The sequence below is a fragment of the Streptomyces sp. NPDC041784 genome (assembly GCF_055591025.1).
In genome coordinates this window covers 1-22351 of the sequence record NZ_JBVJAB010000061.1, presented here as the reverse complement: position 1 = coordinate 22351, position 22351 = coordinate 1, and the positions used below count along the sequence as shown (strand labels likewise).

21 protein-coding genes and 1 pseudogene are annotated in these 22351 nt (G+C 72.9%); 8 read left to right on the top strand and 14 right to left on the bottom strand.

Annotation, left to right across the window (positions count from 1 at the left end):
- Positions 1-189 precede the first annotated feature (189 nt).
- Genes ACZ6D7_RS46405 through ACZ6D7_RS46395 form a run of 3 tightly spaced genes read left to right on the top strand, consistent with a single transcriptional unit; the run spans position 190 to position 3232 of the window.
- Positions 190-951, top strand: a complete 762-nt coding sequence (locus ACZ6D7_RS46405) for an SDR family oxidoreductase (RefSeq protein WP_469504797.1) — start codon at positions 190-192, stop codon at positions 949-951.
- Positions 948-2591 (top strand): AMP-binding protein, encoded by a 1644-nt coding sequence (locus tag ACZ6D7_RS46400; protein ID WP_469504794.1) that lies wholly within the window; start codon positions 948-950, stop codon positions 2589-2591. Before ACZ6D7_RS46405 ends, ACZ6D7_RS46400 begins: the two co-directional genes overlap by 4 nt.
- 47 nt (positions 2592-2638) lie before the next feature.
- Positions 2639-3232: a TetR/AcrR family transcriptional regulator gene (locus tag ACZ6D7_RS46395; protein WP_469504791.1), complete on the top strand. Its 594-nt coding sequence runs from the start codon at positions 2639-2641 to the stop codon at positions 3230-3232.
- Between the two features lie 69 nt (positions 3233-3301).
- Here ACZ6D7_RS46395 and ACZ6D7_RS46390 read toward each other — a convergent pair whose 3' ends face one another.
- The 3 genes from ACZ6D7_RS46390 to ACZ6D7_RS46380 all read right to left on the bottom strand — a co-directional run bounded on the left by ACZ6D7_RS46390 (position 3302) and on the right by ACZ6D7_RS46380 (position 5996).
- A complete protein-coding gene (locus tag ACZ6D7_RS46390) occupies positions 3302-4516 on the bottom strand; it encodes an acyl-CoA dehydrogenase family protein (protein WP_469504788.1) in 1215 nt (404 codons plus the stop codon).
- 5 nt (positions 4517-4521) lie between these two features.
- Positions 4522-5544 (bottom strand): phosphotransferase family protein, encoded by a 1023-nt coding sequence (locus tag ACZ6D7_RS46385; protein WP_469504785.1) that lies wholly within the window; start codon positions 5542-5544, stop codon positions 4522-4524.
- Positions 5545-5699: 155 nt separating this feature from the next.
- Positions 5700-5996: a hypothetical protein gene (locus tag ACZ6D7_RS46380; protein ID WP_469504782.1), complete on the bottom strand. Its 297-nt coding sequence runs from the start codon at positions 5994-5996 to the stop codon at positions 5700-5702.
- A gap of 112 nt (positions 5997-6108) precedes the next feature.
- Between ACZ6D7_RS46380 and ACZ6D7_RS46375 the strand changes: the two are divergent.
- Positions 6109-7067, top strand: a pseudogene (locus tag ACZ6D7_RS46375) (NADP-dependent oxidoreductase).
- On the opposite strand, the gene ACZ6D7_RS46370 reads toward ACZ6D7_RS46375, so the two are convergent.
- The 4 genes from ACZ6D7_RS46370 to ACZ6D7_RS46355 all read right to left on the bottom strand — a co-directional run bounded on the left by ACZ6D7_RS46370 (position 7064) and on the right by ACZ6D7_RS46355 (position 9321).
- On the bottom strand, positions 7064-7396 hold the full coding sequence (locus tag ACZ6D7_RS46370; RefSeq protein WP_469504779.1) for a DUF202 domain-containing protein: 333 nt from the start codon (positions 7394-7396) through the stop codon (positions 7064-7066). The pseudogene ACZ6D7_RS46375 and the gene ACZ6D7_RS46370 overlap by 4 nt on opposite strands.
- Positions 7393-7785 (bottom strand): YidH family protein, encoded by a 393-nt coding sequence (locus tag ACZ6D7_RS46365; RefSeq protein WP_469504777.1) that lies wholly within the window; start codon positions 7783-7785, stop codon positions 7393-7395. The genes ACZ6D7_RS46370 and ACZ6D7_RS46365 overlap by 4 nt, the downstream gene beginning before the upstream one ends.
- Before the next feature lie 37 nt (positions 7786-7822).
- Complete coding sequence (locus tag ACZ6D7_RS46360) at positions 7823-8341, bottom strand: NUDIX hydrolase (protein WP_469504774.1); 519 nt, start codon at positions 8339-8341, stop codon at positions 7823-7825.
- An 86-nt stretch (positions 8342-8427) separates the two neighbouring features.
- Positions 8428-9321, bottom strand: coding sequence for a DMT family transporter (locus ACZ6D7_RS46355; protein WP_469504771.1), 894 nt, complete (start codon positions 9319-9321; stop codon positions 8428-8430).
- 435 nt (positions 9322-9756) lie between these two features.
- On the opposite strand from ACZ6D7_RS46355, the gene ACZ6D7_RS46350 reads away from it, so the two are divergent.
- The 3 genes from ACZ6D7_RS46350 (at position 9757) to ACZ6D7_RS46340 (ending at position 12262) form a co-directional block, all read left to right on the top strand.
- Positions 9757-10713: a hypothetical protein gene (locus ACZ6D7_RS46350; RefSeq protein ID WP_469504768.1), complete on the top strand. Its 957-nt coding sequence runs from the start codon at positions 9757-9759 to the stop codon at positions 10711-10713.
- Between the two features lie 219 nt (positions 10714-10932).
- Positions 10933-11658 carry a molybdopterin-dependent oxidoreductase gene (locus ACZ6D7_RS46345; RefSeq protein WP_469504765.1) on the top strand — a complete coding sequence of 242 codons (726 nt, stop codon included), beginning with the start codon at positions 10933-10935 and terminating at the stop codon, positions 11656-11658.
- Positions 11642-12262 carry a cytochrome b/b6 domain-containing protein gene (locus tag ACZ6D7_RS46340; protein WP_469504764.1) on the top strand — a complete coding sequence of 207 codons (621 nt, stop codon included), beginning with the start codon at positions 11642-11644 and terminating at the stop codon, positions 12260-12262. Before ACZ6D7_RS46345 ends, ACZ6D7_RS46340 begins: the two co-directional genes overlap by 17 nt.
- A 77-nt stretch (positions 12263-12339) precedes the next feature.
- On the opposite strand, the gene ACZ6D7_RS46335 is transcribed toward ACZ6D7_RS46340, so the two are convergent.
- Genes ACZ6D7_RS46335 through ACZ6D7_RS46325 form a run of 3 tightly spaced genes read right to left on the bottom strand, consistent with a single transcriptional unit; the run spans position 12340 to position 15034 of the window.
- On the bottom strand, positions 12340-13017 hold the full coding sequence (locus ACZ6D7_RS46335) for a hypothetical protein (protein ID WP_469504762.1): 678 nt from the start codon (positions 13015-13017) through the stop codon (positions 12340-12342).
- A gap of 43 nt (positions 13018-13060) precedes the next feature.
- Positions 13061-14458: a GntP family permease gene (locus ACZ6D7_RS46330; protein WP_469504760.1), complete on the bottom strand. Its 1398-nt coding sequence runs from the start codon at positions 14456-14458 to the stop codon at positions 13061-13063.
- 45 nt (positions 14459-14503) lie between these two features.
- Positions 14504-15034: a gluconokinase gene (locus ACZ6D7_RS46325; RefSeq protein WP_469504757.1), complete on the bottom strand. Its 531-nt coding sequence runs from the start codon at positions 15032-15034 to the stop codon at positions 14504-14506.
- A gap of 130 nt (positions 15035-15164) precedes the next feature.
- On the opposite strand from ACZ6D7_RS46325, the gene ACZ6D7_RS46320 reads away from it, so the two are divergent.
- Entirely contained in the window at positions 15165-15866 is a 702-nt protein-coding gene (locus tag ACZ6D7_RS46320; protein WP_469504756.1) for a FadR/GntR family transcriptional regulator, read from the top strand.
- A 57-nt stretch (positions 15867-15923) separates the two neighbouring features.
- On the opposite strand, the gene ACZ6D7_RS46315 is transcribed toward ACZ6D7_RS46320, so the two are convergent.
- The 4 genes from ACZ6D7_RS46315 to ACZ6D7_RS46300 form a co-directional block, all read right to left on the bottom strand.
- Positions 15924-16340, bottom strand: a complete 417-nt coding sequence (locus tag ACZ6D7_RS46315) for a YchJ family protein (protein WP_469504753.1) — start codon at positions 16338-16340, stop codon at positions 15924-15926.
- A 44-nt stretch (positions 16341-16384) separates the two neighbouring features.
- Entirely contained in the window at positions 16385-16576 is a 192-nt protein-coding gene (locus tag ACZ6D7_RS46310; protein WP_469504751.1) for a hypothetical protein, read from the bottom strand.
- Between the two features lie 165 nt (positions 16577-16741).
- Entirely contained in the window at positions 16742-18082 is a 1341-nt protein-coding gene (locus ACZ6D7_RS46305; protein ID WP_469504748.1) for a M1 family metallopeptidase, read from the bottom strand.
- 74 nt (positions 18083-18156) lie between these two features.
- Positions 18157-22017, bottom strand: coding sequence for a Pls/PosA family non-ribosomal peptide synthetase (locus tag ACZ6D7_RS46300; RefSeq protein WP_469504745.1), 3861 nt, complete (start codon positions 22015-22017; stop codon positions 18157-18159).
- Between the last annotated feature and the right edge of the window lie 334 nt (positions 22018-22351).

The following is a 22351-nucleotide window of genomic DNA, read 5'->3' as shown; positions in this document are numbered from 1 at the left end:
CGGCCCGCTGGGCATCGGTCACCGACAACGGCGGAATCTTCGGACCCGGACGACTCATACCGAACCAACGACGAATCTCCGACTCAGGTCACTAGGGTGGTGCGCTCGGCCTTCCGCCAAACATACCGACCGGTTAGTCTGGCGCCGAGTCGATTCGCGTCGCGTCGAAGGAGCCCGAGGGTGGAAGCCGTGGAAGCCGTGCAGGATGCCGGAGTGGTCGTCACCGGAGCGGGAGGCGGGATCGGGGCCGCGCTGGCCCGGAGGTTCGCCGCCGAGGGCGCGCGGGTCGTCGTCAACGACCTGGACGCCGGACGGGCCCGGGCCGTCGCCGAGGAGATCGGCGGGATCGCGGTTCCCGGCGACGCCGCCACGGTCGTCGAGCCGGCCCGGGAGGCGCTCGGCGGGACGGTCGACGTCTACTGCGCCAACGCCGGGGTCGCCTCGGGCGGTTCCGAGGCGGCCGACGCGGCCGTCTGGGCGCAGGCCTGGGATGTCAACGTCATGGCCCATGTCCGCGCGGCGCACGCCCTGCTGCCGGACTGGCTGGAGCGCGGCGGGGGCCGGTTCGTCTCCACCGTCTCCGCCGCCGGACTGCTCACGATGATCGGCGCGGCCCCCTACAGCGTCACCAAGCACGGCGCCTACGCCTTCGCCGAGTGGCTGTCGCTCACCTACCGGCACCGGGGGATCAAGGTCCACGCGATCTGTCCCCAGGGCGTCCGCACCGACATGCTGGCCGCCACCGGCAGCGCCGGCGACCTGGTGCTCAAGCCGACCGCGATCGAGCCGGCGGACGTCGCGGACGCCCTGTTCAAGGGGATCGCCGAGGACCGTTTCCTGATCCTGCCGCACTCCGAGGTCGCCGGGTACTACCAGCTGCGCGCCTCCGACCCCGACCGCTGGCTGACCAACATGAACCACCTCCAGCGCAAGTGGGAGTCCGCCGAGTGACCGACTCCCGTTACGCGGCCAAGCCCTGGCTGGACCTTCTCGACGACGCCCAGCGCGCCCCGGTCGACCCTGCCGCCTCCCTGGTGCACGCGCTGCGCCGGTCCGCCGCCGAGGCCCCGGACCGCGCCTGCCCCGCCTACTTCGACGGACGGCTCGGCTACCGCGAGGTCGAGGAGCTGAGCGACTCGGTCGCCGGCCACCTCGCCACCCGCGGTCTGGAGCGCGGCGACCGGGTGGCGATCCTGCTCCAGAACTCCCCGCTCTTCGTGCTCGCCCTGCTCGGTGCCTGGAAGGCGGGCGCGACCGTGGTCCCGGTCAACCCCATGTACAAGTCGGGCGAGGTGGCGCACGTCCTGCGGGACGGCGAGGTCGCCGCGCTGATCTGCTCCGACCGGGCCTGGGAGTCGTATCTACGGGACACGGCGGCTGGCTCTCCGGTGCGGATCGTGCTCACGGGATATGAGCTGGACTTCCAGACGCGCGGTGACACGCGCGTGCTGGCCTTCGAAGGGCTTCCGCAGCCGTCCGACGCCGACGACCTCACCGCCGTCGCCCGCACTAGCCACCAGGCGCCGGTTTGGCGCGAGTTGAGCGGACTGGTATGTCATAGGAGCCCCCAAGGGGGTGTCGCGGCAGGGCCTGCCGGAGGGATGACACCGTGTACGCGGTCGAGTGTCCGTGAACCTCGACCCACTGGGTTGGAATCCTCACGCCTCGGCGCGAGGAGGGGGCCAAATCACCGGCATGGTCTGCCAGTTCACGGTGTGCGTCCGCACTGCGGGCACAGTCGTGATGTACGGCCTCGAGACGGCTCCCGTTCTCGACGCGTACGCCGAGTGCGGCCCGGCCTCACGGTCGGGCCGTCGGTGGTTCTCGGAATGTTGGCCGCCTGCCCTGCCGTCACGTACGACATCCTCTCCTCCTTTGTGAACATCTCCTCCGGCGGCGCCCCCGTGCCGCCGGCCCTGGTGGAGAAGTTCCGGGCGGGCTTCGGGCCCTACATCCGCAACGGCTACGGGCTCACCGAGTGCACGGCCCCCTGCGCGTCCGTCCCGCCGCAGCACGAGGCGCCGGTCGATCCGGCCTCCGGGACCCTCGCCGTCGGCGTGCCCGGCCCCGACACGGTCGAACGGATCGTGGACGAGCAGGGCGCCGAGGTGCCCTTCGGGGAGCAGGGCGAGATCGTCGTCCGCGGTCCGCAGGTCGTCCCCGGCTACTGGCGGCGGCCCGACGCCACCGCCGAGACCTTCCCCGACGGCGAACTGCGCACCGGGGACATCGGGTTCATGGACGAGCGGGGCTGGCTGTACGTCGTCGACCGCAAGAAGGACATGATCAACGCGTCCGGTTTCAAGGTGTGGCCGCGCGAGGTGGAGGACGTGCTCCACACGCACCCGGCGGTGCGCGAGGCGGCCGTGGTCGGGGTCCGCGACGGCTACCGGGGCGAGACCGTGAAGGCGTACATCAGCCTGCGGCCCGGCGCCGACGCGGATGCCGGTACGCTCGCCGCCTACTGCAAGGACAGACTGGCGGCCTACAAATATCCGCGCCAGGTGGAGATCCTGCCCGACCTGCCGAAAACGGCGAGTGGGAAGATCCTCCGGCGGGAACTGCGTTCCCGCGCGCACGACAGTCAGTAGGCGTGCACGACGGCCAGCAGGAACGACGCGAAAGGCAGGTGGCGGCAGTGCCCAGGACGACGGACGGCGGAGAGACTCCGGTCCCGCAGCGGCTCCTTGCCGCCGCCACCCGGCTCTTCGCCGAGCAGGGCTACGACCGCACCTCGGTACAGGAGATCGTCGAGGCGGCCGGCGTCACCAAGGGGGCGCTGTACCACTACTTCGGCTCCAAGGACGACCTGCTGCACGAGGTGTACGCGCGCGTGCTGCGCGTCCAGCAGGAGCGCCTCGACGCCTTCGCGAACGCCGACGAGCCCATCGAGAAGCGGCTGCGGGGTGCGGCGGCCGACGTGGTCGTCACGACCATCGAGAACCTCGACGACGCGATGATCTTCTTCCGCTCCATGCACCATCTGAGCCCGGAGAAGAACAAGCAGGTCCGTGCCGAGCGCCGGCGCTATCACGAACGCTTCCGCGCGCTCGTCGAGGAGGGCCAGGAGGCGGGCGTCTTCTCCCGGGCGACCCCCGCCGACCTGGTCGTGGACTACCACTTCGGGTCCGTGCACCACCTGTCGACCTGGTACCGGCCGGACGGGCCGATGAGCCCCCAGGAGGTCGCGGATCATCTCGCGGACCTTCTGCTCAGGGCCCTGCGTCCGTAGAGCGCGTGTGTGAGCAGAGCGCACGTGTAAGGGGCGGCCGCTCTTGGCGGCCGCCCCTTACACGTCCCCTCACAGGTACTTCTTCAGCTCCCGGCGCGCCAGCGACCGCTGGTGGACCTCGTCCGGCCCGTCGGCGATCATCAGCGTCCGCGCCCCCGCGTACAGCTCGGCCAGCGGGAAGTCCTGGCTGACGCCCCCCGCCCCGTGCAGCTGGATCGCCCGGTCGAGGATGTCGACGACCGCGCGCGGCGTTGCGATCTTGATGGCCTGGATCTCCGTGTGGGCACCCCGGTTGCCGACCGTGTCCATCATCCAGGCGGTCTTCAGCACCAGCAGGCGCAGCTGCTCCACGGTGACCCGCGCGTCCGCGATCCAGTTGTGGACCACACCCTGCTGGGCCAGCGCCTTGCCGAACGCGTCCCGCGAGACGGCCCGCCGGCACATCAGCTCGATCGCCCGCTCGGCCATGCCGATCAGCCGCATGCAGTGGTGGATCCGGCCGGGGCCCAGCCGCGCCTGCGCGATGGCGAAGCCGCCGCCCTCCTCGCCGATCAGGTTCGTCACCGGCACCCGCGCGTGGTCGAAGATCACCTCGGCGTGACCGCCGTGGGAGTGGTCCTCGTACCCGAACACCTTCATGGCGCGCCGCACGGTGACACCGGGCGTGTCGCGCGGCACCAGCACCATGGACTGCTGACGGCGGACGTCGGCGCCGTCCGGGTCCGTCTTGCCCATCACGATGAAGATCGCGCAGTCCGGGTTCATCGCCCCGGAGATGTACCACTTGCGGCCCGTGACGACGTATTCGTCGCCGTCCCGCTGGATGTGCGTGGTGATGTTGGTGGCGTCGGAGGAGGCCACCTCCGGCTCGGTCATCGCGAACGCCGAGCGGATCTCACCGGCCAGCAGCGGTTCCAGCCACTGCTTCTTCTGGCGCTCGTCGCCGAACTGCGCCAGCACCTCCATGTTCCCGGTGTCCGGCGCCGCGCAGTTCAGCGCGGTGGGCGCCAGCTGCGGGGAGCGCCCGGTGATCTCGGCGAGCGGCGCGTACTGGAGGTTGGTGAGGCCGGCGCCGTACTCGGAGTCGGGGAGGAAGAGGTTCCACAGGCCCTGCCTGCGGGCCTCCGCCTTCAGCTCCTCCACCACGGCCGGCGTGTCCCAGGGGGACGCCAGCGCGGCCCGCTGCTCCTCGGCCACCGCCTCGGCCGGGTAGACGTACTCGTCCATGAAGGCGAGCAGCCTGCCGCGCAGCTCCTCGGTGCGTGTGTCGAACGCGAAGTCCATGCCGGTCAGCCTTCCTGAAGAGTGGTCAGTCCGTGCTCGATGAAGACGGGGACGAGGTCCCCGATGTGGTCGAAGCCGCGCCCGACCGTCTGGCCCAGCGTGTACCGGTAGTGGATGCCCTCCAGGATCACGGCGAGCTTGAACCAGGCGAACGCCGTGTACCAGGAGACGGCGGAGACGTCCCGCCCGGAGCGCGCCGCGTACCGCTCGATCAGCTCGGCCGGGGCCGGGTGCCCGGGGGCCGAGGCGGTCGTGGAGACGGGGGAGTTCGGCAGGTCCAGCGGCACGCTGTACATCACCAGCAGGCCGAGGTCGGTCAGCGGGTCGCCGAGCGTGGACATCTCCCAGTCGAGGATCGCCCGGATCGTGTCGTCCGGGCCGATCAGGACGTTGTCGAGCCGGTAGTCGCCGTGCACGACCGCCGGCGCGGGGGAGCGGGGCAGCTCGCGGCCGAGTGCCGCGTGCAGCTCGTCGATGCCGGCCAGGTCACGGCTGCGGGAGGCATCCAGCTGCTTGCCCCAGCGGCGCAGCTGACGGTCCAGGAAGCCCTCGGGGCGCCCGAAGTCGGCCAGGCCCACCTCGGCCGGCTCCACCGCGTGCAGCTCCACCAGCGTGTCCACCAGCGACAGCACCGCACCGCGCGTGCGCTCCGCGCCGAGCGGGGCGAGCTGGTCGACGGTCCGGTACGGGGTGCCCTCGACGAACTCCATGACGTAGAACGGCGCCCCGAGCACGTCCTCGTCCTCGCACAGCAGCACCGGGCGCGGCACCGGCACACTGGTCGGGTGCAGCGCGCTGATCACCCGGTGCTCGCGCTTCATGTCGTGCGCGGTGGCCAGCACGTGCCCGAGCGGGGGGCGCCGTACCACCCACCGGCCGGTGCCGTCCCCGACCTCGTACGTCAGATTCGACCGGCCGCCCTCGATCAGCCGGCCGGTGAGCGGGCCGCGGACCAGACCGGGGTGCTCACGGTCGAGCAGGGCGCGCAGCCGGTCGAGATCGAGACCTGGCGGGTGGTCGGGGCTCATACATGGCTCCTACGGACGGTGAACGGGACTCGCTCAATGATGCCGACCGGTCGGTATGTAGTCCAGTGGCCGCACCCAACGTGATCCGGGCCACCCTAGGACGGCGGCTCCCCGGGCAGAAGCGCGGGGAGCCGCAGGTGGTGCTTTCCGGACGTTCAGTGGTCGTCCCAGTGGCCGTCGTGCTCGGCGTGCCGGTGTCCGTCGTGCAGGTAGTCCACATGGTCGCCGTGCCGCACGTGCGCGTGCCCGCAGCCCTCGCCGTGCGCGTGCTCGTGGGCGGCGTGCGTGACGTGCCCGCCCGGCTCGCACTCGTCCCAGTGGCCGCCGTGCTCGCGGTGCAGATGCCCGTCGTGGGCGTAGTCGAGATGGTCGCCGTGCGGCACCTCGGCGTGCCCGCAGTCCGGACCGTGGATGTGGGAGTGGGCCGTGTGCTCCTGGTGAAGGGTGGTCATGGTGCTCACCTTCGGTGGTGCGGGGAATGACGTCGGACAGGGTGCCACGCGAACGGCACATATCGGGGCATCCGGCTTGCGTGGCGTGCGCCCACAGCCGAGGGTCGATGCCATGAAGGCCATCAGCTACAGCCGGTACGGCGGTCCCGAGGTCCTGGAGTACGGGGATCTGCGCGACCCGAAGGTCGGCCCCGACTCGGTGCTGGTCAAGGTACGGGCGGCGGCCGTCAACCCGGTCGACCGGAAGGCCCGCCAGGGCTACCTCGACCCCGTCCTCGACGCCGTCTTCCCGCTCGTCCCGGGCTGGGACGTCGCGGGTGTCGTGGTCGGGCTCGGCGCGTCCGTCACGGAGTACGCGGTCGGCGACGAGGTCATCGGCTACGTCCGCGAGGACTTCCTCTCCCGGGGCACCTTCGCCGAGTACGTCGGCGCACCGGTGCGCACCCTGGCCCGCAAGCCCCGCAACCTCACCTGGGAGGAGGCGGCCGGGCTGCCGCTGACCGGCCTCACCGCCTAGCAGGTGCTCACCAAGGCACTGCGCGTGCAGCGGGGCGAGACCGTCCTCGTCCACGCGGCCGCGGGCGGCGTCGGCTCGATCGCGGTGCAGCTCGCCCGCCACCTGGGCGCCCGCGTGATCGGTACGGCGAGCGAGGCCAACCACGACTTCGTGCGCTCCCTGGGCGGCGAACCGGTGGCCTACGGCGAGGGACTGTCCGAGCGGGTGCGCGGGCTGGCCCCCGAGGGCGTGGACGCCGCCTTCGACACGGTCGGCGGCGAGACCCTGAGGGTCTCCCCGCCCAGCTGCTGGTCCCGGAGGGCCGTCTGGTGTCCATCGCCGACGGGGACGTCGTCGGCTACGGCGGCCGCTACTGCTTCGTACGGCCCGACGCCGAGGACCTCACCCGGCTGGCGGAACTGGCCGAACAGGGCGTGGTCTCCGTACACGTCTTCGAGACGTTCCCGCTGGAACGCGCGGCGGACGCCTACCGCCGCAACGAGGGGGGAGGCACCCGCGGCAAGATCGTGGTCACGGTGGACCGGGACACCGCCGCTCCGCCGGAGGGGCCCTAGATCACCAGTGCCGCCGCGCACACCGCCGTCGCCACCGCGCACAGCACCGCCACGGCGGCGTGCAGCAGGGTGAACGGCGCAGGGGGCGGCGCGGCCGTCAGGGCGCGGATGCGGTGGTGGGCGAGCAGCAGGAACACCAGCCACAGGCCGCAGCACAGGGCACAGGCCACGATTCCGGCGGCCGTGGCACCGCCGTGCAGGGTGGTCTTCACGGCGAGCACGGCGGCGACCGTGCTCGACAGGGTCGTACGCCGCCAGGCCAGCCGGGTCCGCTCCGGCTGGAGCCCGGGATCGCGTTCCCCCGCGGCCACCGCGTTCGCCCCGCTCACCCGGCCCACCCCAGCAGCACGACCACGACCATCGCCACGGCCACCACCGCGACGACGATGCTCAGCAGCGCCGGGAACCGGGACACCGGCAGGTCCTCGCCCCGGCGCATCGCCCGCTCGCAGCGCAGCCAGTGGTTGACCGCGCGCAACGAGCACAGCACGCCCGCCGCGAGCAGCGCGAGGGCCAGCCCGACCCGCCAGCCCCAGCGCAGGTCCGGCAGGAACTGGTCCACCGCGAAGCCCCCGCCGATCAGCGCCAGGGCCGTGCGCAGCCAGGCCAGGAACGTCCGCTCGTTGGCCAGCGAGAACCGGTAGTCGGGTGTGCTGCCCTCCTCCCGGATCCGCTCGGGCGCGAACCACAACCGGACGTTCCGTACGAACTCGATCACGCGCAGGACCCTACCCGGGAGCGGATCTCCGCCGCGCTCAGCCTGTCGCCGCCCGGTACTCCCTGAGCCGCTCGTAGGCCGCGAGCCCGTCCGGCACCCACTCCCAGCCGGACAGCCGCCGCTCGACCTCCGCCTCCGGCAGGAAGTCGTGCCAGGCCACCTCCTCCACCTGGGGGCTCACCGGCAGCTCGCAGCGGACCTCGTACACGGCCGACCACCAGCTGCCGCGGGCACCGCCGTCGTAGAGGAACTTGAAGAGGAACGTCGGCCGGGGCAGCCCGCTCACGCCCAGTTCTTCTTCGGCCTCCCGCAGGGCCGCGTCGTCGTAGGCCTCGCCCGCGCCGACCACCCCGCCGACGAACATGTCGTACAGCGAGGGGAAGACCAGCTTGGTCGGGGTGCGGCGGTGGACGAAGAGCCGGCCCTCGGCGTCCCGGGCCTGAATGAAGACGCACCGGTGGCGCAGGCCCTCGGCGTACACCCGCCCGCGCGGGAACTGCCCGATGACCTGGTCGTTCTCGTCGACGATGTCGAGGATCTCGTCAGCAGCGCTCATGCGCCCATCCAAGCAGGACCGCCACGAGCCACGGACGTCCGCCGGTCCGCCACGGGCCCCACAGGCGTCCGCCGGGAAGGCGGCGCCTACTGCGGCTGAAGGTTCGCCACCCGCTCCCGCGGTGCCACGCCCGACGGCATCGCCGGGTGCAGTCCGAGGAGCACGATGCCCCCGACGACCGCCGCGAGACCCGCCGCCTCCCAGGCCAGCGCGCCGGTGTCGGTGCGCAGCTGGTCGCCGAGGAAGCCGACGCCGCAGATGATCCCGGCGAGCGGCTGCGCCGCGGTCAGCGCGGGCAGCGACATGCGCAGCGGCGCCGTCTCGAAGGCGCTCTGCACCAGCACCAGCCCGGTCACCCCGAGGGCCAGCACGGCGTACGGCTGCCAGCCGGTGAGCATCTCGGTGAGACCGCCGTCGGCGAAACGCTGCCCGCTGACCCGGGTCAGGGCGTCCTGGACGCCGTACAGCAGACCGGCGGCGAGGGCCAGCAGGACCGGGCCCGAGCTGAGCCGGGAGTGCTTGGCGTAGGTGGTGAGCAGCAGGGCCAGTCCGATCATCACGCCGATGATCAGCCAGTGCCGGACGGGATCGGTGAGGGCGGTGCCGCCGCGCGGCTCGCCCGCCACGATGAACGTCGTCACCCCGCCCGCGAGCAGGGCGAGCCCCGCCCAGCCCTGACGGCCCAGTGGCTGCTTGGTCTGGTGGCGGGAGAGCGCGAGGGCGAACAGCAGGTTCGTCGCGAGCAGCGGTTCCACCAGGGAGACCTCGCCCTTGCCGAGCGCTATCGCGCCCAGCGCCATGCCGGCCACCATCAGGGCGATGCCGCCCAGCCAGCGCGGCACCCGCATGAGGTCGAGCAGCAGCCGCAGCGAGAGGAAGTCGCCGAGGGGCGCCTTCTGCGCCGCGTTCTGCTGGAGCACGAACCCGAACCCCAGGCAGCAGGCGGCGCTGACGGCGAGTACGAGAACCAGAACCGACACGCTGCGTACCTCGATCATCCGGTCGGACCACGGACGGGGGTGGTGGCCGACTGTAGCCTCCCGGCGCCCGCGCGGCCCCCGGGAGTGCCCGGAAAGCTGGATTCCGGGAGTACGGGAGTACCCGGAACCGGGCGATTGGCTCGGTCGCGGCGCCCCCGTCGACAGGCCCGGGAGCGAAGGGCGACCTATGGCCATGGTGTGGGCTCCGGCCGCGCGGCGCCATGGCGTACGCCACATTCGAGTGTCCACCGCCGCGCCGGCGGGTACCTCACCAGCGGCGGGGTGCCCCCAAGTTCCCTGCCCGCGCGGGCAGTTGACACCTGTCAGGTCGTCCCGGCCCTTGACGCGGACGTCGGCTGGGGTTTTGCTGTGCGTGATCGGCCGATCGCGGGCCGACGTCGCCACCGTCACCGAGGAGGATGAGGAAGTCCCGCGGTGCCCCTACCCCCGCTCTCCCTCCGCCGCGGCCGCCGCCGCGCCGCCCGGACCCCCGAACCGGACCCGGCCCTCGACGACGTCGAACTCGGTGTCGCCCGCGCCGCGCTCGCCCAGGGCCGCTGGCAGGCCGCCCGCGCGCTGCTCGCCCGCACCGGCGACGACTGGGACCGCCGCGCCCACCGGATCACCGTCCTCGCGCTCGAACCGTACGCCGCCGCCTGGGCCCACGAGTGGCTGCTCGCCGAACCCGGCACCGCCGACGCCGCCGTCCTGCACGCCCTCGCCCAGGTCCGGCGCGCCCTGCGCGGCAAGGAGCGCCGCGACCCCGCCCGCGAGGCGTGCCGGTCGGCCGCCGCGCTCGCGCCCGCCGACCCCACCCCCTGGCTCGGCCTGCTCATGCTGGAGTGCGACGGCGGCCCCGAGGCCGTACGGATCTTCGAGGAGGTCCGGGCCCGTCACCGCGACCATCACCACGCGCACCACCTGATGGTCGCCCGGCTCGCCGAGCGCCGCGCCGGCACCGGCCCGGACCCGCTGCACGAGGTGTACGACTTCGCCGCCTGGGCCGCCGAGCAGGCCCCCGCCGACTCGCCCCTCGCCATCCTCCCGGTCGTCGCGCACGCCGAGCGCTACCGCGTGCTGGCCGCCCGCGGGTTCGCCCCCGCCGACCCGGCGGCCTCCGGGCACTGGACCGACAGCCGGGCCCGGGGCGTGATGAAGGCCGCCTTCGACTGGCTGCTGGAGTGGGAGCACGACGATCACCCCCGCCGGCTGGTCGACCTGAACTTCCTCGCCCACGCCAAGGTCTGCGAGGGCCGCGCGCCCGAGGCGGCCGCCCTGTTCCGGCACATCGGGCCGCACGCCACCCCGCGGCCGTGGTCCTACCCGGACCGCGATCCGCACCGGGCCTTCCAGGCGGGGCGGGCTGACGCCCTGGGGCCGGGCGGCGGGTAGGGCCCGCGTCCGAGAGCCCTTGCGTCCGTGGTCCGAGAGTCCTTGGCTCCGTGGTCCGAGAGTCCTTGGCTCCGTGATCCGAGAGTCCATGGGTCCGTGATCCGAGAGTCCATGCGTCCGTAAGACGTTCCGAGCGCCGGGTAAGAAAGTGATGACGGAAGTCTGACGGCCGCCCCGGACGCCTGGCCCCGCCGGGCCCCGAAGTGCTCGAATGGACGGGTGAATCCCGAACCATCCGAGGAGCGCGGCAGCCCCGTCGGCCGCCGGGTCTTCCTCGGCACCCTCGCCCTGGGCGCCCTGGGGGTCGTCGCCGCACCCCCGCTCCAACGCGGTCTGGAGACCGTCCTGGGCGCCGCCGCCGGCAAGGACCCCACCGGCCTCACCGGCCTGCTGCCCAACGGCGGCGGCTTCCGCTACTACTCCGTGGCCTCCTCCGTGCCGCACCGGAACGCCACGAGCTACCGCCTCACCGTCGACGGCCTCGTCGACCGCCCCGCCACCTACACGCTGGCCGACCTCAGAGCGCTGCCCCAGACCCGCATGGTCAAGGACGTCCAGTGCGTCACCGGCTGGCGGGTCCCCGACACCGCCTTCGAGGGCGTACGCCTGTCCGTCCTCCTCGACGCGGCCGGGGTCAAGGCCGAGGCCGGCGCCCTCCGCTTCACCTGCTTCGACGGCACCTACACCGAGAGCCTCACCCTCGACCAGGCCCGCCGCTCCGACGTCCTGGTCGCCCTGCGCATGCAGGACAAGGACCTCGGCCACGACCACGGCGGCCCGGTCCGCCTCTACGTGGCCCCCATGTACTTCTACAAGTCCGCCAAGTGGCTCTCCGGGATCACCGTCACCGAGAAGGTGAAACCGGGCTACTGGGAGGAGCGGGGCTACGACGTCGACGCCTGGGTCGGCCGGTCGAACGGGCGGGACGATGAGCCTACGAGCTGAGGCACCCCCGATGACCAGGGTCCCCCGTTTCACCCGCGCCGAACGGTGGATCCACCGCACCACCGCGCTGCTGATGGGCCTGTGCGTGGTGACCGCGGCCTTCCTGTACATCCCCGAGTTCGCGCAGCTCGTCGGACGCCGTGAGCTGGTGGTCCGGGTGCACGAGTGGGCCGGTCTCGCCCTGCCCGTGCCGGTGCTCGCGGGCCTCGCCTCCCGCGCCTTCCGCGCCGACCTCGGCCGCCTCAACCGCTTCGGCCCGCACGACCGCCGCTGGCTGCGCGCCGCCCTGCGCCGGGACCGGCGGCATGCGGCGCGTCCGGCGGGCAAGTTCAACGCGGGGCAGAAGGTCTACGCGGCCTGGATCGCCGGGGCGACGCTGGTGATGCTCGGGACCGGGCTGCTCATGTGGTTCACCCACCTCACCCCGATCCAGTGGCGCACCAGCGCGACCTTCGTCCACGACTGGCTGGCCCTCACCATCGGTGTCGTCCTCGCCGGCCACATCGGCATGGCCCTCGGCGACCCCGAGGCACGGCGCGGCATGCGGACCGGCGCGGTGAGCCGGGAGTGGGCGGAGCGGGAGCATCCGCTGTGGCGGGAGTGAGGCCTGCTCAGGCGTATTCAGACGCATTCAGACGCATCCAGGCGCATTCATACGCGCTCAGGCGGACTCCGGCGCACTCACGGGCCGAGGGCCGGAGATCCCGGTCGCCCCGCTGACTCGGACGGCGGCCTGTTCGGCGGCCCGTTCGGCGGTCCGCTCGTCGCTCCACCCGTCCCGGAGCCCAGCACCCGGAACGCGTCCGCCCGCACCGCCTCCGCCGACCCGTACCGCACCACCACCGCGACCGACCGGGGCGACCCACCGGAATCGGGGCCCCCGGTCGCCGGCCCGGTGGACCCGGTGGACCCCGTGGCCCCGGCCTCGTCGGGACCCGGCACCGCCGCGGCCAGCACCAGCCCGTCGCCCGACCGCGCAACGGCCCGCAACGGCCCGTCCAGCCGCCGCCCCCCGATGAACACCGCCCCCTCCCGCAGCAGTTCCGCGTGGTCGAAGCAGGTGCCGCGCAGCTCGATCCGGACGAGGTCGCCCGGCCGGGCCTCCCCGTCGTCGCCGACGTCGACCGAGCCGATCGCGAAGGCGCAGGCGGGCGGGGCGTCCGGCGCGTCGACCAGCCGGGCGGTGGCCGAGGGCCGGGAACGGTGGAAGGACAGCAGCCCGGCCAGGACCCGCTGGGCGGCCCGCCCCTTGCAGGTGTCCGCCGGGCCGGCGAGTGCCGCGTGGTCCTGTTCCGCCGCCGCCCACTCGTCCGCCCGCCCCCGCACCGCGAGACACGCGTGGGCCAGCCCGCGCAGCACCTTGCACGCTCGTCATCAGAGAGGGTGACTCATACCCGTACTCCTATATGACCAGGGAGAGCAGCAGGACCAGTCCGCCGGCGACCACCGAGATGATGGTCTCCATCACCGACCAGGTCTTGATGTTCTGGCCGACGCTCAGCCCGAAGTACTCCTTGACCAGCCAGAACCCGGCGTCGTTGACATGGCTGAAGAAGAGCGAGCCGGCGCCGATGGCCAGGACGAGCAGGGCCGCGTGGGTCGTCGACATGTCGGCGGCCAGCGGGGCGACCAGGCCGGCCGCCGAGACGGTCGCCACGGTCGCCGAACCGGTCGCCAGCCGGATCGTCACCGCGATCAGCCACGCCAGCAGCAGCGCCGGGATCGACCAGTCCTCGGAGATCTCCAGGACCATCCTGCCCACACCGGAGTCGATCAGGGTCTGCTTGAAGCCGCCGCCCGCGCCGACGATCAGCAGGATGCCCGCGATGGGAGCGAGCCCCTTCTCGACCAGCCCCGAGATCCGCTCCTTGGCGAAACCGGCGGGCCGCAGCAGATTGAACATGCCGACGAGCACGGCGGCGAGCAACGCGATCAGCGGGGAGCCGACGACGTCGAAGACGCGCTGCACGGTGTGCGTGGGGTCGTCCACGACGATGTCGACCAGCGCCTTGGACAGCATCAGCACGACGGGCAGCAGGATGGTGACCAGCGTGGCGCCGAAGCCGGGCCGCTTGTCCAGGTCCTCGGAGGGCCGCTGGGGGATCATGCGGTCCGGGGCGGGGGCGTCCACCCAGCGGGCGGCGACCCGGGAGAATATGGGGCCCGCGATGACGACCGTCGGGACGGCGACCAGCACGCCCAGCGCCAGGGTGACGCCGAGGTTGGCGCCGACCGCGTCGATCGCGACCAGCGGGCCGGGGTGCGGCGGCACCAGGCCGTGCATCACGGACAGACCGGCCAGGGCCGGGATGCCGATCCGCATGAGCGAGTAGTTGCCCCGCTTGGCGACCATCAGCACCACGGGGATCAGCAGCACCACGCCGACCTCGAAGAACAGCGGGAGACCGATCACCGAGGCGATCAGCACCATCGCCCACGGCATCGAACGGCCGCCCGTCTTCGCGAGGATCGTGTCGACGATCTGGTCGGCGCCGCCGGAGTCCGCGAGCATCCGGCCGAGGATCGCGCCCAGCGCGATCAGCACGCCCACGCCGGCGACCGTGGCGCCGAGCCCGGTGGTGAAACTGGTGATGACCTTGTCCAGCGGTGCCCCGGCGAACGCGCCGAGCGCGAGCGAGCCGATGGTCAGCGCCAGGAAGGCGTGCAGTTTGAACTTGGTGATGAGCACGACGATGACGGCGATGCCCGCCACAACGGCGAGGCCCAGCTGAGTGTGGCCCGCCGAGGTGATCGGCTCGACGGTGTCCGCTGCCAGCAGCTCGACGCTGAGTCTGGTCACAGGGATTCCCTTGCAGAGACGGGGTTGGGGGAGGGGTGCGGGGGGTTACCGGGCCGGTGCGGAGAGATCGCCGAGCGCGCCGGTGGCACGGTCGGCGATCTCCTCGGGGCTGCCGGAGACATCGACGGCTACGCCCGCCTCGTCCGCCTGGAGCGGTTCGAGGGTGGCGAACTGGGAGTCGAGGAGGGCGGTCGGCATGAAGTGGCCCTGGCGGTGCCCCATCCGGTCCTCGATCAGCTCCCGGGAGCCGGTGAGGTGGACGAAGACCAGGCCGGGGGCGGCGGCCCTGAGCCGGTCGCGGTACGACCGCTTCAGCGCCGAGCAGCTGACCACTCCGCCCAGCCCGGCCCGCTCGTGCGCCCAGGCGCCGATGGCGTCCAGCCAGGGCAGCCGGTCCTCGTCGTCGAGCGGGGTGCCGGCCGACATCTTGGCGATGTTGGCCTGCGGGTGGAAGTCGTCGCCCTCGGCGTACGGGACGCCGAGCCGGGCGGCGAGCAGAGGACCGATCGTGGTCTTGCCCGTTCCGGCGACGCCCATCACGACGACGACGTGGGGGGCGACGTGGGGGGTACGCATCACTGCCTCGCTGTCTTCCTCGACACCTGATGTCGACGACACTGAAACGCATTAGGTACGACGAATTCAAGAGTGTGTGACATATAAGTCTGACTTTTTGACTTGGTGACGCACCCCGTACGCTGAGTGCATGACCACTCCGGGCCGGGGTCTGCACGGCCATGTACTGGAAGCGCTCGGCCCCGCGATCACCGCCGGTGAGTACCCGCCGGGCAGCGTCCTGCGCACCGACGAACTGGCCCAGCGCTTCGACGTCTCCCGCTCCGTGATGCGCGAGGCGGTCCGCGTCCTCGAATCCATGCACCTCGTCGAGTCGCGCCGCCGCGTCGGCGTCACCGTCCGCCCCAAGCCCGAGTGGAACGTCTACGACCCCCAGGTCATCCGCTGGCGGCTGGCCGGCGCCGACCGCCCGCACCAGCTGCGCTCGCTCACCGTGCTGCGCTCCGCCATCGAACCGGTCGCGGCGGGCCTGGCCGCACGCCACGCCACGGCCGCGCAGTGCGCCGAACTCACCGAGGCCGCGCTGGGCATGGTCGCCCACTCACGCGGCCACCAGCTGGAGGGCTACCTCCTCCACGACGTCGCCTTCCACCGCGTGATCCTCACCGCCTCGGGCAACGAGATGTTCGCCCGCCTCGGCGACGTCGTCGCCGAGGTCCTCACCGGCCGCACCCACCACGAGGTCATGTTCGAGGACCCCGACCCGGCGGCCGTCACCCTCCACGTCCAGCTCGCCGAGGCCATCCGCGAGGGCGACGCGACGCGCGCGCAGTCCCTGACCCGCGAGATCACCGTCGGCGCCCTCCAGGAACTGGACATCCTGGCCCCCTGACGCCCTACGACACGGGCAGCCCCTCCCCGTCCCGCGGCAGCGGGTCGGCGTACCGCGTCAGCCGGGAAACACCCCGTCCACGTACACCCACGCCCCCTCCACCCGCTCGAACCGGCTGACCTCGTGCAGCGAACCGCCCCGGTAGGACGCCCGGAACTCCACGGTCCCGGTGGCGTGGAACGCCGTCCCGTCGGCCGTCGCGAGGATCTCCAGCCCCGTCCACCGCATCCCCGGATCCAGCTCGAGGCGCTCCGGCCGGGTCCGCGGATGCCATGTCCGCACCAGATACCCGGCGTTCCCCTTCACGAAGGCGCTGTACCGCGACCGCATCAACGCCTCGGCGGTCGGCGCCACACCCCCGGCGTGGTACCGGCCGCAACAGGCGTCGTAGGGCTGGGGGAGACCGCAGGGGCAGGTGAGCCCGGCCTTCGACGGGGGAGCGGAAGGAACGGAACGGCGGGCACGTCGTGACATGCCCACCATTGTGCCGGTGCGGGGTCGGCGGACACGCGGACCGCTCAGCCCTCGCCCCCGTCGTCCCCGATCACCCGGTCCAGCTTCTCCGCGAACCAGAGCGCCACCGCCCCGGTCACCACGGGCCCCGCCCCGCCGAGGCCGGACACCGTCTCCACGGCGCCGCCCGCGGCCGCGCCGGCGGCCACCGCCGCCCCCATGATGACCGCGCTCCGCAGGGTGATGATCTTCCGCATGCCGTCCTCCCGGACTCCGCAACTGGTAGGTGACATCACCCTGCCCCTGCGCGGCCCCCCGGCGGCCGAAAGCCGAACCACTCCGAAGCCGCATACGAAGCCCCAGGCCGGAAGGGGTGTCCGGGGCGGTTTCGCCGAACCGCCCCGAACTCCGAAAGCCGGCCCCTACGCCACCCGGGCACCCTGCACGGGCAGCGGCGGCAGCGCCGTGTCGTGCAGCCATGCCTCCAGCAGCCCGTCCAGCGGCTCGGCCGCGAACCGGGCGACATGGGCCATGAACATGCCGGTCGTCACCGCGCCGCCCCGGTGCAGCCCCGCCCAGGCCCGCAGCATGTGGAAGAACGCCTCGTCGCCCATCGCGCAGCGCAGCGCGTGCACCGTGAGACCGCCGCGCTCGTACAGCCGGTCGTCGAACATCGACTTGCGGCCGGGGGTGGCGATCCGGAGGTCCTGCGGCAGGGTGGAGAGCAACCGGTGGGCGACGGCCGCCAGCTGCTGTGCGCTACGGCCGCCGGACCGCTCCGACCACAGCCACTCCGCGTACTTCGCGAACCCCTCGTTCAGCCAGATGTGCCGCCAGTCGGCGATGGACACACTGTTGCCGAACCACTGGTGCGCCAGCTCGTGCGCCACGAGACGCTCCGAACTCCGCGCCCCGTCCACATGGTTGACGCCGAACAGGGACAACCCCTGTGCCTCGACGGGGACATCGAACTCCTCGTCGGCCACGACCACGGCGTACTCGTCGAACGGGTACGGCCCGAACAGCCGTTGGAACAGGTCCATCATCGCGGGCTGGCGCGCGAAGTCCCGGGAGAACTGCGGCAGCAGATGTGCGGGAATGTGCGCGTGCATCGGCACCCCGCCGAGCCCCGGGTCGCCCAGCAACAGCGTCTGGTACTTGCCGATGGCCAGCCCGACCAGATAGCTCGACGTCGGCGCCGACTGCTCGTACACCCAGGTCGTCGTGGACGCCTTCGTGGTGCGGGTCAGCAGCCGGCCGCCCGCCACCACCGAGTACGCCGACGGGGACGTGACCGAGATCAGGTACGACGCCTTGTCGGCGGGCCGGTCGTTGCACGGGTACCACGAGGGCGCGCCGATCGGCTGGCTCGCCACCAGCGCGCCGTCCGTCAGCTCCTCCCAGCCGAGCCCGCCCCAGGGGCTGGGCACCGGCTTGGGATTGCCCGACCAGTGGATCTCCACGGTGAACGCGGCCCCGGCGCGCAGCGGCTTCGCGGGCCGCACCCGCAGCTTGCCGCCGCGGTGCGTGTAGTGCGGCTGCCGCCCGTCCACCCGGACCCGGCCGATCCTGAAGTCGGCCAGGTTCAGCTGGAATTCGGGCAGCTGCGCGCGGCCGGCGATCGCGTTGATCCGGGCCGTGCCGGACAGCCGGTTCGGGCCGGGCCGGTAGTCCAGCGTGAGCTCGTAGCGATGCACCCGGTACCGGGGATCGCCGTTGTCCGGGAAGTACGGGTCCGGACCCACTGCCTGCTGCACTGCCACTTCCGCGTTCGCTCCCTGCACTGTGCTCGAACCGTTCGCCGATGCCCCGCTCACCGGCTCCGCCCGGCCCGCGCTCAGGAGCGCCATGCCTCGATCGGGTTGCCGAGCCAGCGGGTGTCGTCCGGGACGGACTCCGCGGCCATGACGAGCGACGCGGGACCCAGTGTCGTACGGGCCCCGATCGTGCTGCCGGGCAGCACGATCCCGCCAGGGCCCAGCGTGGCGCCCTCACGGAGGACCACAGTATCCGTCCGCAAGATCCGGTCGTGGAAGAGGTGAGTCTGGAGCACGCACCCCCGGCCCACCGTGGCCCCGTCCTCCAGTGTGACCAGGTCGGCCTCCGGGAGCCAGTAGCTCTCCACCCACACACCGCGCCCGATCCGCGCCCCGAGCCCGCGCAGCCACGCCGACATCACCGGCGTACCCGGCACGGCGCCCGCCAGCCACGGCACGGCCAGCACCTCGACGAACGTGTCCGCCAGCTCGTTGCGCCACACGAAGGAGCTCCACAGCGGATGCTCCCCGCTGCGGTGGCGCCCCACCAGCAGCCACTTCGCCACGACCGACGCCAGCCCGGCCGTCACGCCCGCACCGAGCAGCACCAGGCCGCCGAGCAGCGGCGCCCACCCGCCCAGCGCGCACAGCACGGCCACCGTCAGCACGGCCAGCGCCGCCGAGCAGAACACCGGCACGATCCGGCACAGCTCCACCAGACCGCGCGCCCACAGCAGCCGGGCCGACGGCTCGTACGTACGGCTCTGGTCGCCGTCGGCCGCGCTGCGCGGCAGCTTCACCGGCGGCAGGCCCAGATAGGAGCTGCCCTTCTTCGCCTTCTTCGGGGTCGCCGACAGCACGCCGACCAGACCACCGTCCGGCACGCTGCGGCCCGGCGCGGTCATCCCCGAGTTCCCGAGGAACGCCCGCCGCCCGATCTCCGCGCGCCCGATCCGCACCCAGCCGCCGCCCAGCTCGTACGGGGCGGTCAGCGTGTCGTCGGCGAGGAACGCGCCCTCGCCGACCGTGGTCAGGCTCGGCAGCGCGAGCACGGTCGACACCTCGGCGCCCCGCCCGATCCGCATCCCGAGCAGCCGCAGCCACACCGGGGTGACCAGACCGGCGTACAGCGGGAACAGCGTCTCGCGGGAGTGGTCCATCAGCTGCGTGACCGTCCACGCCTGCCAGCCCACCCGGCTGTGCGTGGGATGCGTGCCCTCGCGCAGCCCCAGGCTCAGCAGCCGTACGGCGACCAGGAGCAGCACGGCGTACACCAGCCCGTAGGTGAGCGTCGCCGGGACCAGCGCGAGGACGGCCCCGCGCAGCGCCCCGCCGAGCCCGAGGCCGGGGGTGACGAAGACGCGGGCCACCAGCAGCGCGGCCACGGCCGCCGCCACCGGCAGCAGGTTCAGCGCGCCGCCTGTCACGCCGTACATCACCCGCCAGTACGTGCCGCGCTGCGGGCGCTCCTTGGGCCAGTTGCGCTTGGCCTTGCCGAGCTTGACCGCGGGCGCGCCCGCCCAGCGCTGGCCGGTCGGGACCTGCCCGGTGACCGCCGAGCCGGGGGCCACCTCGGCGCGCTTGCCGACGCGGGCGCCCGGGAAGAGCATGCTGCGCGTGCCGACGACGGCGTGCGCGCCCACCTTGACCGGCCCGATCTCCAGCCGGTCGCCGTCCAGCCAGTGCCCGGACAGGTCCACCTCGGACTCGACCGCCGAGCCCCGGCCCAACTTGAGCAGACCGGTGACCGGCGGCAGCGAGTGCAGATCGACGTCCGGGCCGATCTTGGCGCCCAGGGCACGGGCGTACCGCTCCAGCCAGGACCCGGTCAGCGAGGTCGCCCCGCTCGACTCGGCCAGCCGCTCGGCCGCCCACAGCCGCAGGTGCACGGACCCGCCCCGCGGGTACCGGCCGGGCTGCACGCCCCGCAGCAGCAGCCGCGCCCCGCCCGCCGCGAGGGCGATCCGCCCGGGCGGACTGAACAGCAGCAGCGCGCCGACGGCCAGCAGCCACCAGGGCGCGGTCGGCAGCCAGGCGTAGCCCGGCAGCACATTGCCCAGCGCGGCCAGCACGATGGTCCAGCGCAGCCCGAGCAGGGTGAAGAGCGGAACCAGCAGGAGCAGCTGGACGAGCTGCGCCTGCCTCGGCACCGGCGCGACGGTACGGCTGTCGCCGTCCTCGTGCGCCGACTCCTCCAGCAGGCGGGCCAGCTTGCGCAGGGTCGGCTGCTGGTAGATGTCCAGGACGGCGGCGCTCGGGTAGCGGGTGCGCAGCCGGGTGGTGAGCTGGGCGGCGGCCAGGCTGCTGCCGCCGATCGCGAAGAAGTCGTCGGCGGCCGAGCCGACCGGGATGCCCAGCACCTCGGTCCACTGCTCGGCGAGCCAGGCCTCGGTGCCGTACAGCTGCGCGGCCGGGGCCTCGACGCCCTCCAGGGGCCAGGGCAGCGCGTTGCGGTCGACCTTCCCGGAGGTCCGGGTCGGCAGGTCGTCCACCGGCGCGAGCAGCGGCACCAGGGCGGCGGGCAGCTCGGCGCGCAGCTTCTCCACGGCCGCGGCCTGGTCCCAGCCGTCCTGGGTGACGACGTATCCGACCAGCAGCTGGTTGCCGCTGCGGGCCGTGCGGACCGCGGCGGCGGCCCCCGCGACGCCGGGCAGCGCCTGGAGCGCCGCGTCGACCTCGCCCAGCTCGATCCGGCGCCCGCCGAGCTTGATCTGCTCGTCGGCCCGTCCGAGGAAGACCAGCCCCTCGGCGTCGGCCCGCACCAGGTCACCGCTGCGGTACGCCCGCTCCCAGCCGAGCGACGTGAGCGGCGCGTACTTCTCCGCGTCCTTCTCGGCGTCGAGGTACCGGGCGAGCCCGACCCCGCCGATCACCAGCTGACCGCTGCCGCCCATCGGCACCGGTTCCCCGGCCTCGTCGACCACGGCCAGCTCCCAGCCCGTGAGCGGCAGCCCGATCCGCACCGGCTCCTCGCCGGTCATCAGGGAGGCGCAGGCGACCACGGTGGCCTCGGTCGGCCCGTAGGTGTTCCACACCTCGCGCCCCTCGGTCACCAGCCGCTGCACCAGCTCGGGCGGGCAGGCCTCGCCGCCGAAGATCAGCAGGCGTACGTCGTTGAGGGTCTCGGGCTCCCAGAGCGCGGCCAGCGTCGGCACCGTGGAGACGACGGTGATCTCCTGCTCGACCAGCCAGGGTCCGAGATCGGCACCGCTCCTGACCTGCGACCGGGGCACCGGCACGAGACAGGCGCCGTAGCGCCAGGCCAGCCACATCTCCTCGCAGGAGGCGTCGAAGGCCACCGACAGCCCGGCCATGACCCGGTCGCCGGGCCCGATCGGCTCGTCGGTGAGGAACAGCGCGGCCTCGGCGTCCACGAACGCGGCGGCGCTGCGGTGGCTGACGGCGACGCCCTTGGGCTTGCCGGTCGAGCCGGAGGTGAAGATGATCCAGGCGTCGTGCTCGACACCGGGCCGTCCGGCCAGGGCGCTCGAACCGCCGTGGACGGTGATCCCGTGCCCGGCGCCGATCACCGCCCGGACCTCGGCCTCGCCGAACACCAGCTCGGCCCGCTCGTCGGGGTCCTCGGCGTCGACCGGCACATAGGCGGCACCGGCCGCCAGGACGGCCAGGATCGCCACGTAGAGGTCGTTGGTACCGGACGGCACCCGCACGCCCACCCGGTCGCCCAGGCCGACCCCGGCGGCGGCGAGCCGGCGCCGGAGCCGCTCCACCTCCACGGCGAGCGCCCGGTAGGTGAGGAGGGTGGTGCCGTCGTCCAGGGCCGGCTCGTCCGGGTACGAACGCACGGACGCGTCGAACACGTCGACCAGGGTCCGGGGGGAGGCGGCGGGGCCACCGGAGAAACGTGCCGTGTCACCGAGTTGTACGCGGATTTCTTCGTCGAGCAGGCCGAGAGCACTGCTCTCGTGTGTGGCTGCCATCGGTCCTCGCGTCTCGATCCCGGAAGCCTCCGGGGCGCCGGCGGGCCCGCAGGTCTGCCTGGGGTTGTCCGTGCCGGCTCCGTAACAAGCCGGAAATTTTAGTACGACGCTAGGCTCGCCCCCTTGCGTCGGCCACCGGGGAGGGCCGTCCGGGGGTGCTCGCGGCGGCGGACCCAGGGCTGTGACCTGCGTGATCTTCGGCCACGGAGTGACTGGGGAGAGATCGGCCACACCACGAGCGAGGGCCGCGACCAACGGTCGCGGCCCTCGCTCCTCTGTGTGTCCGAGGGGGGACTTGAACCCCCACGCCCGATAAAGGGCACTAGCACCTCAA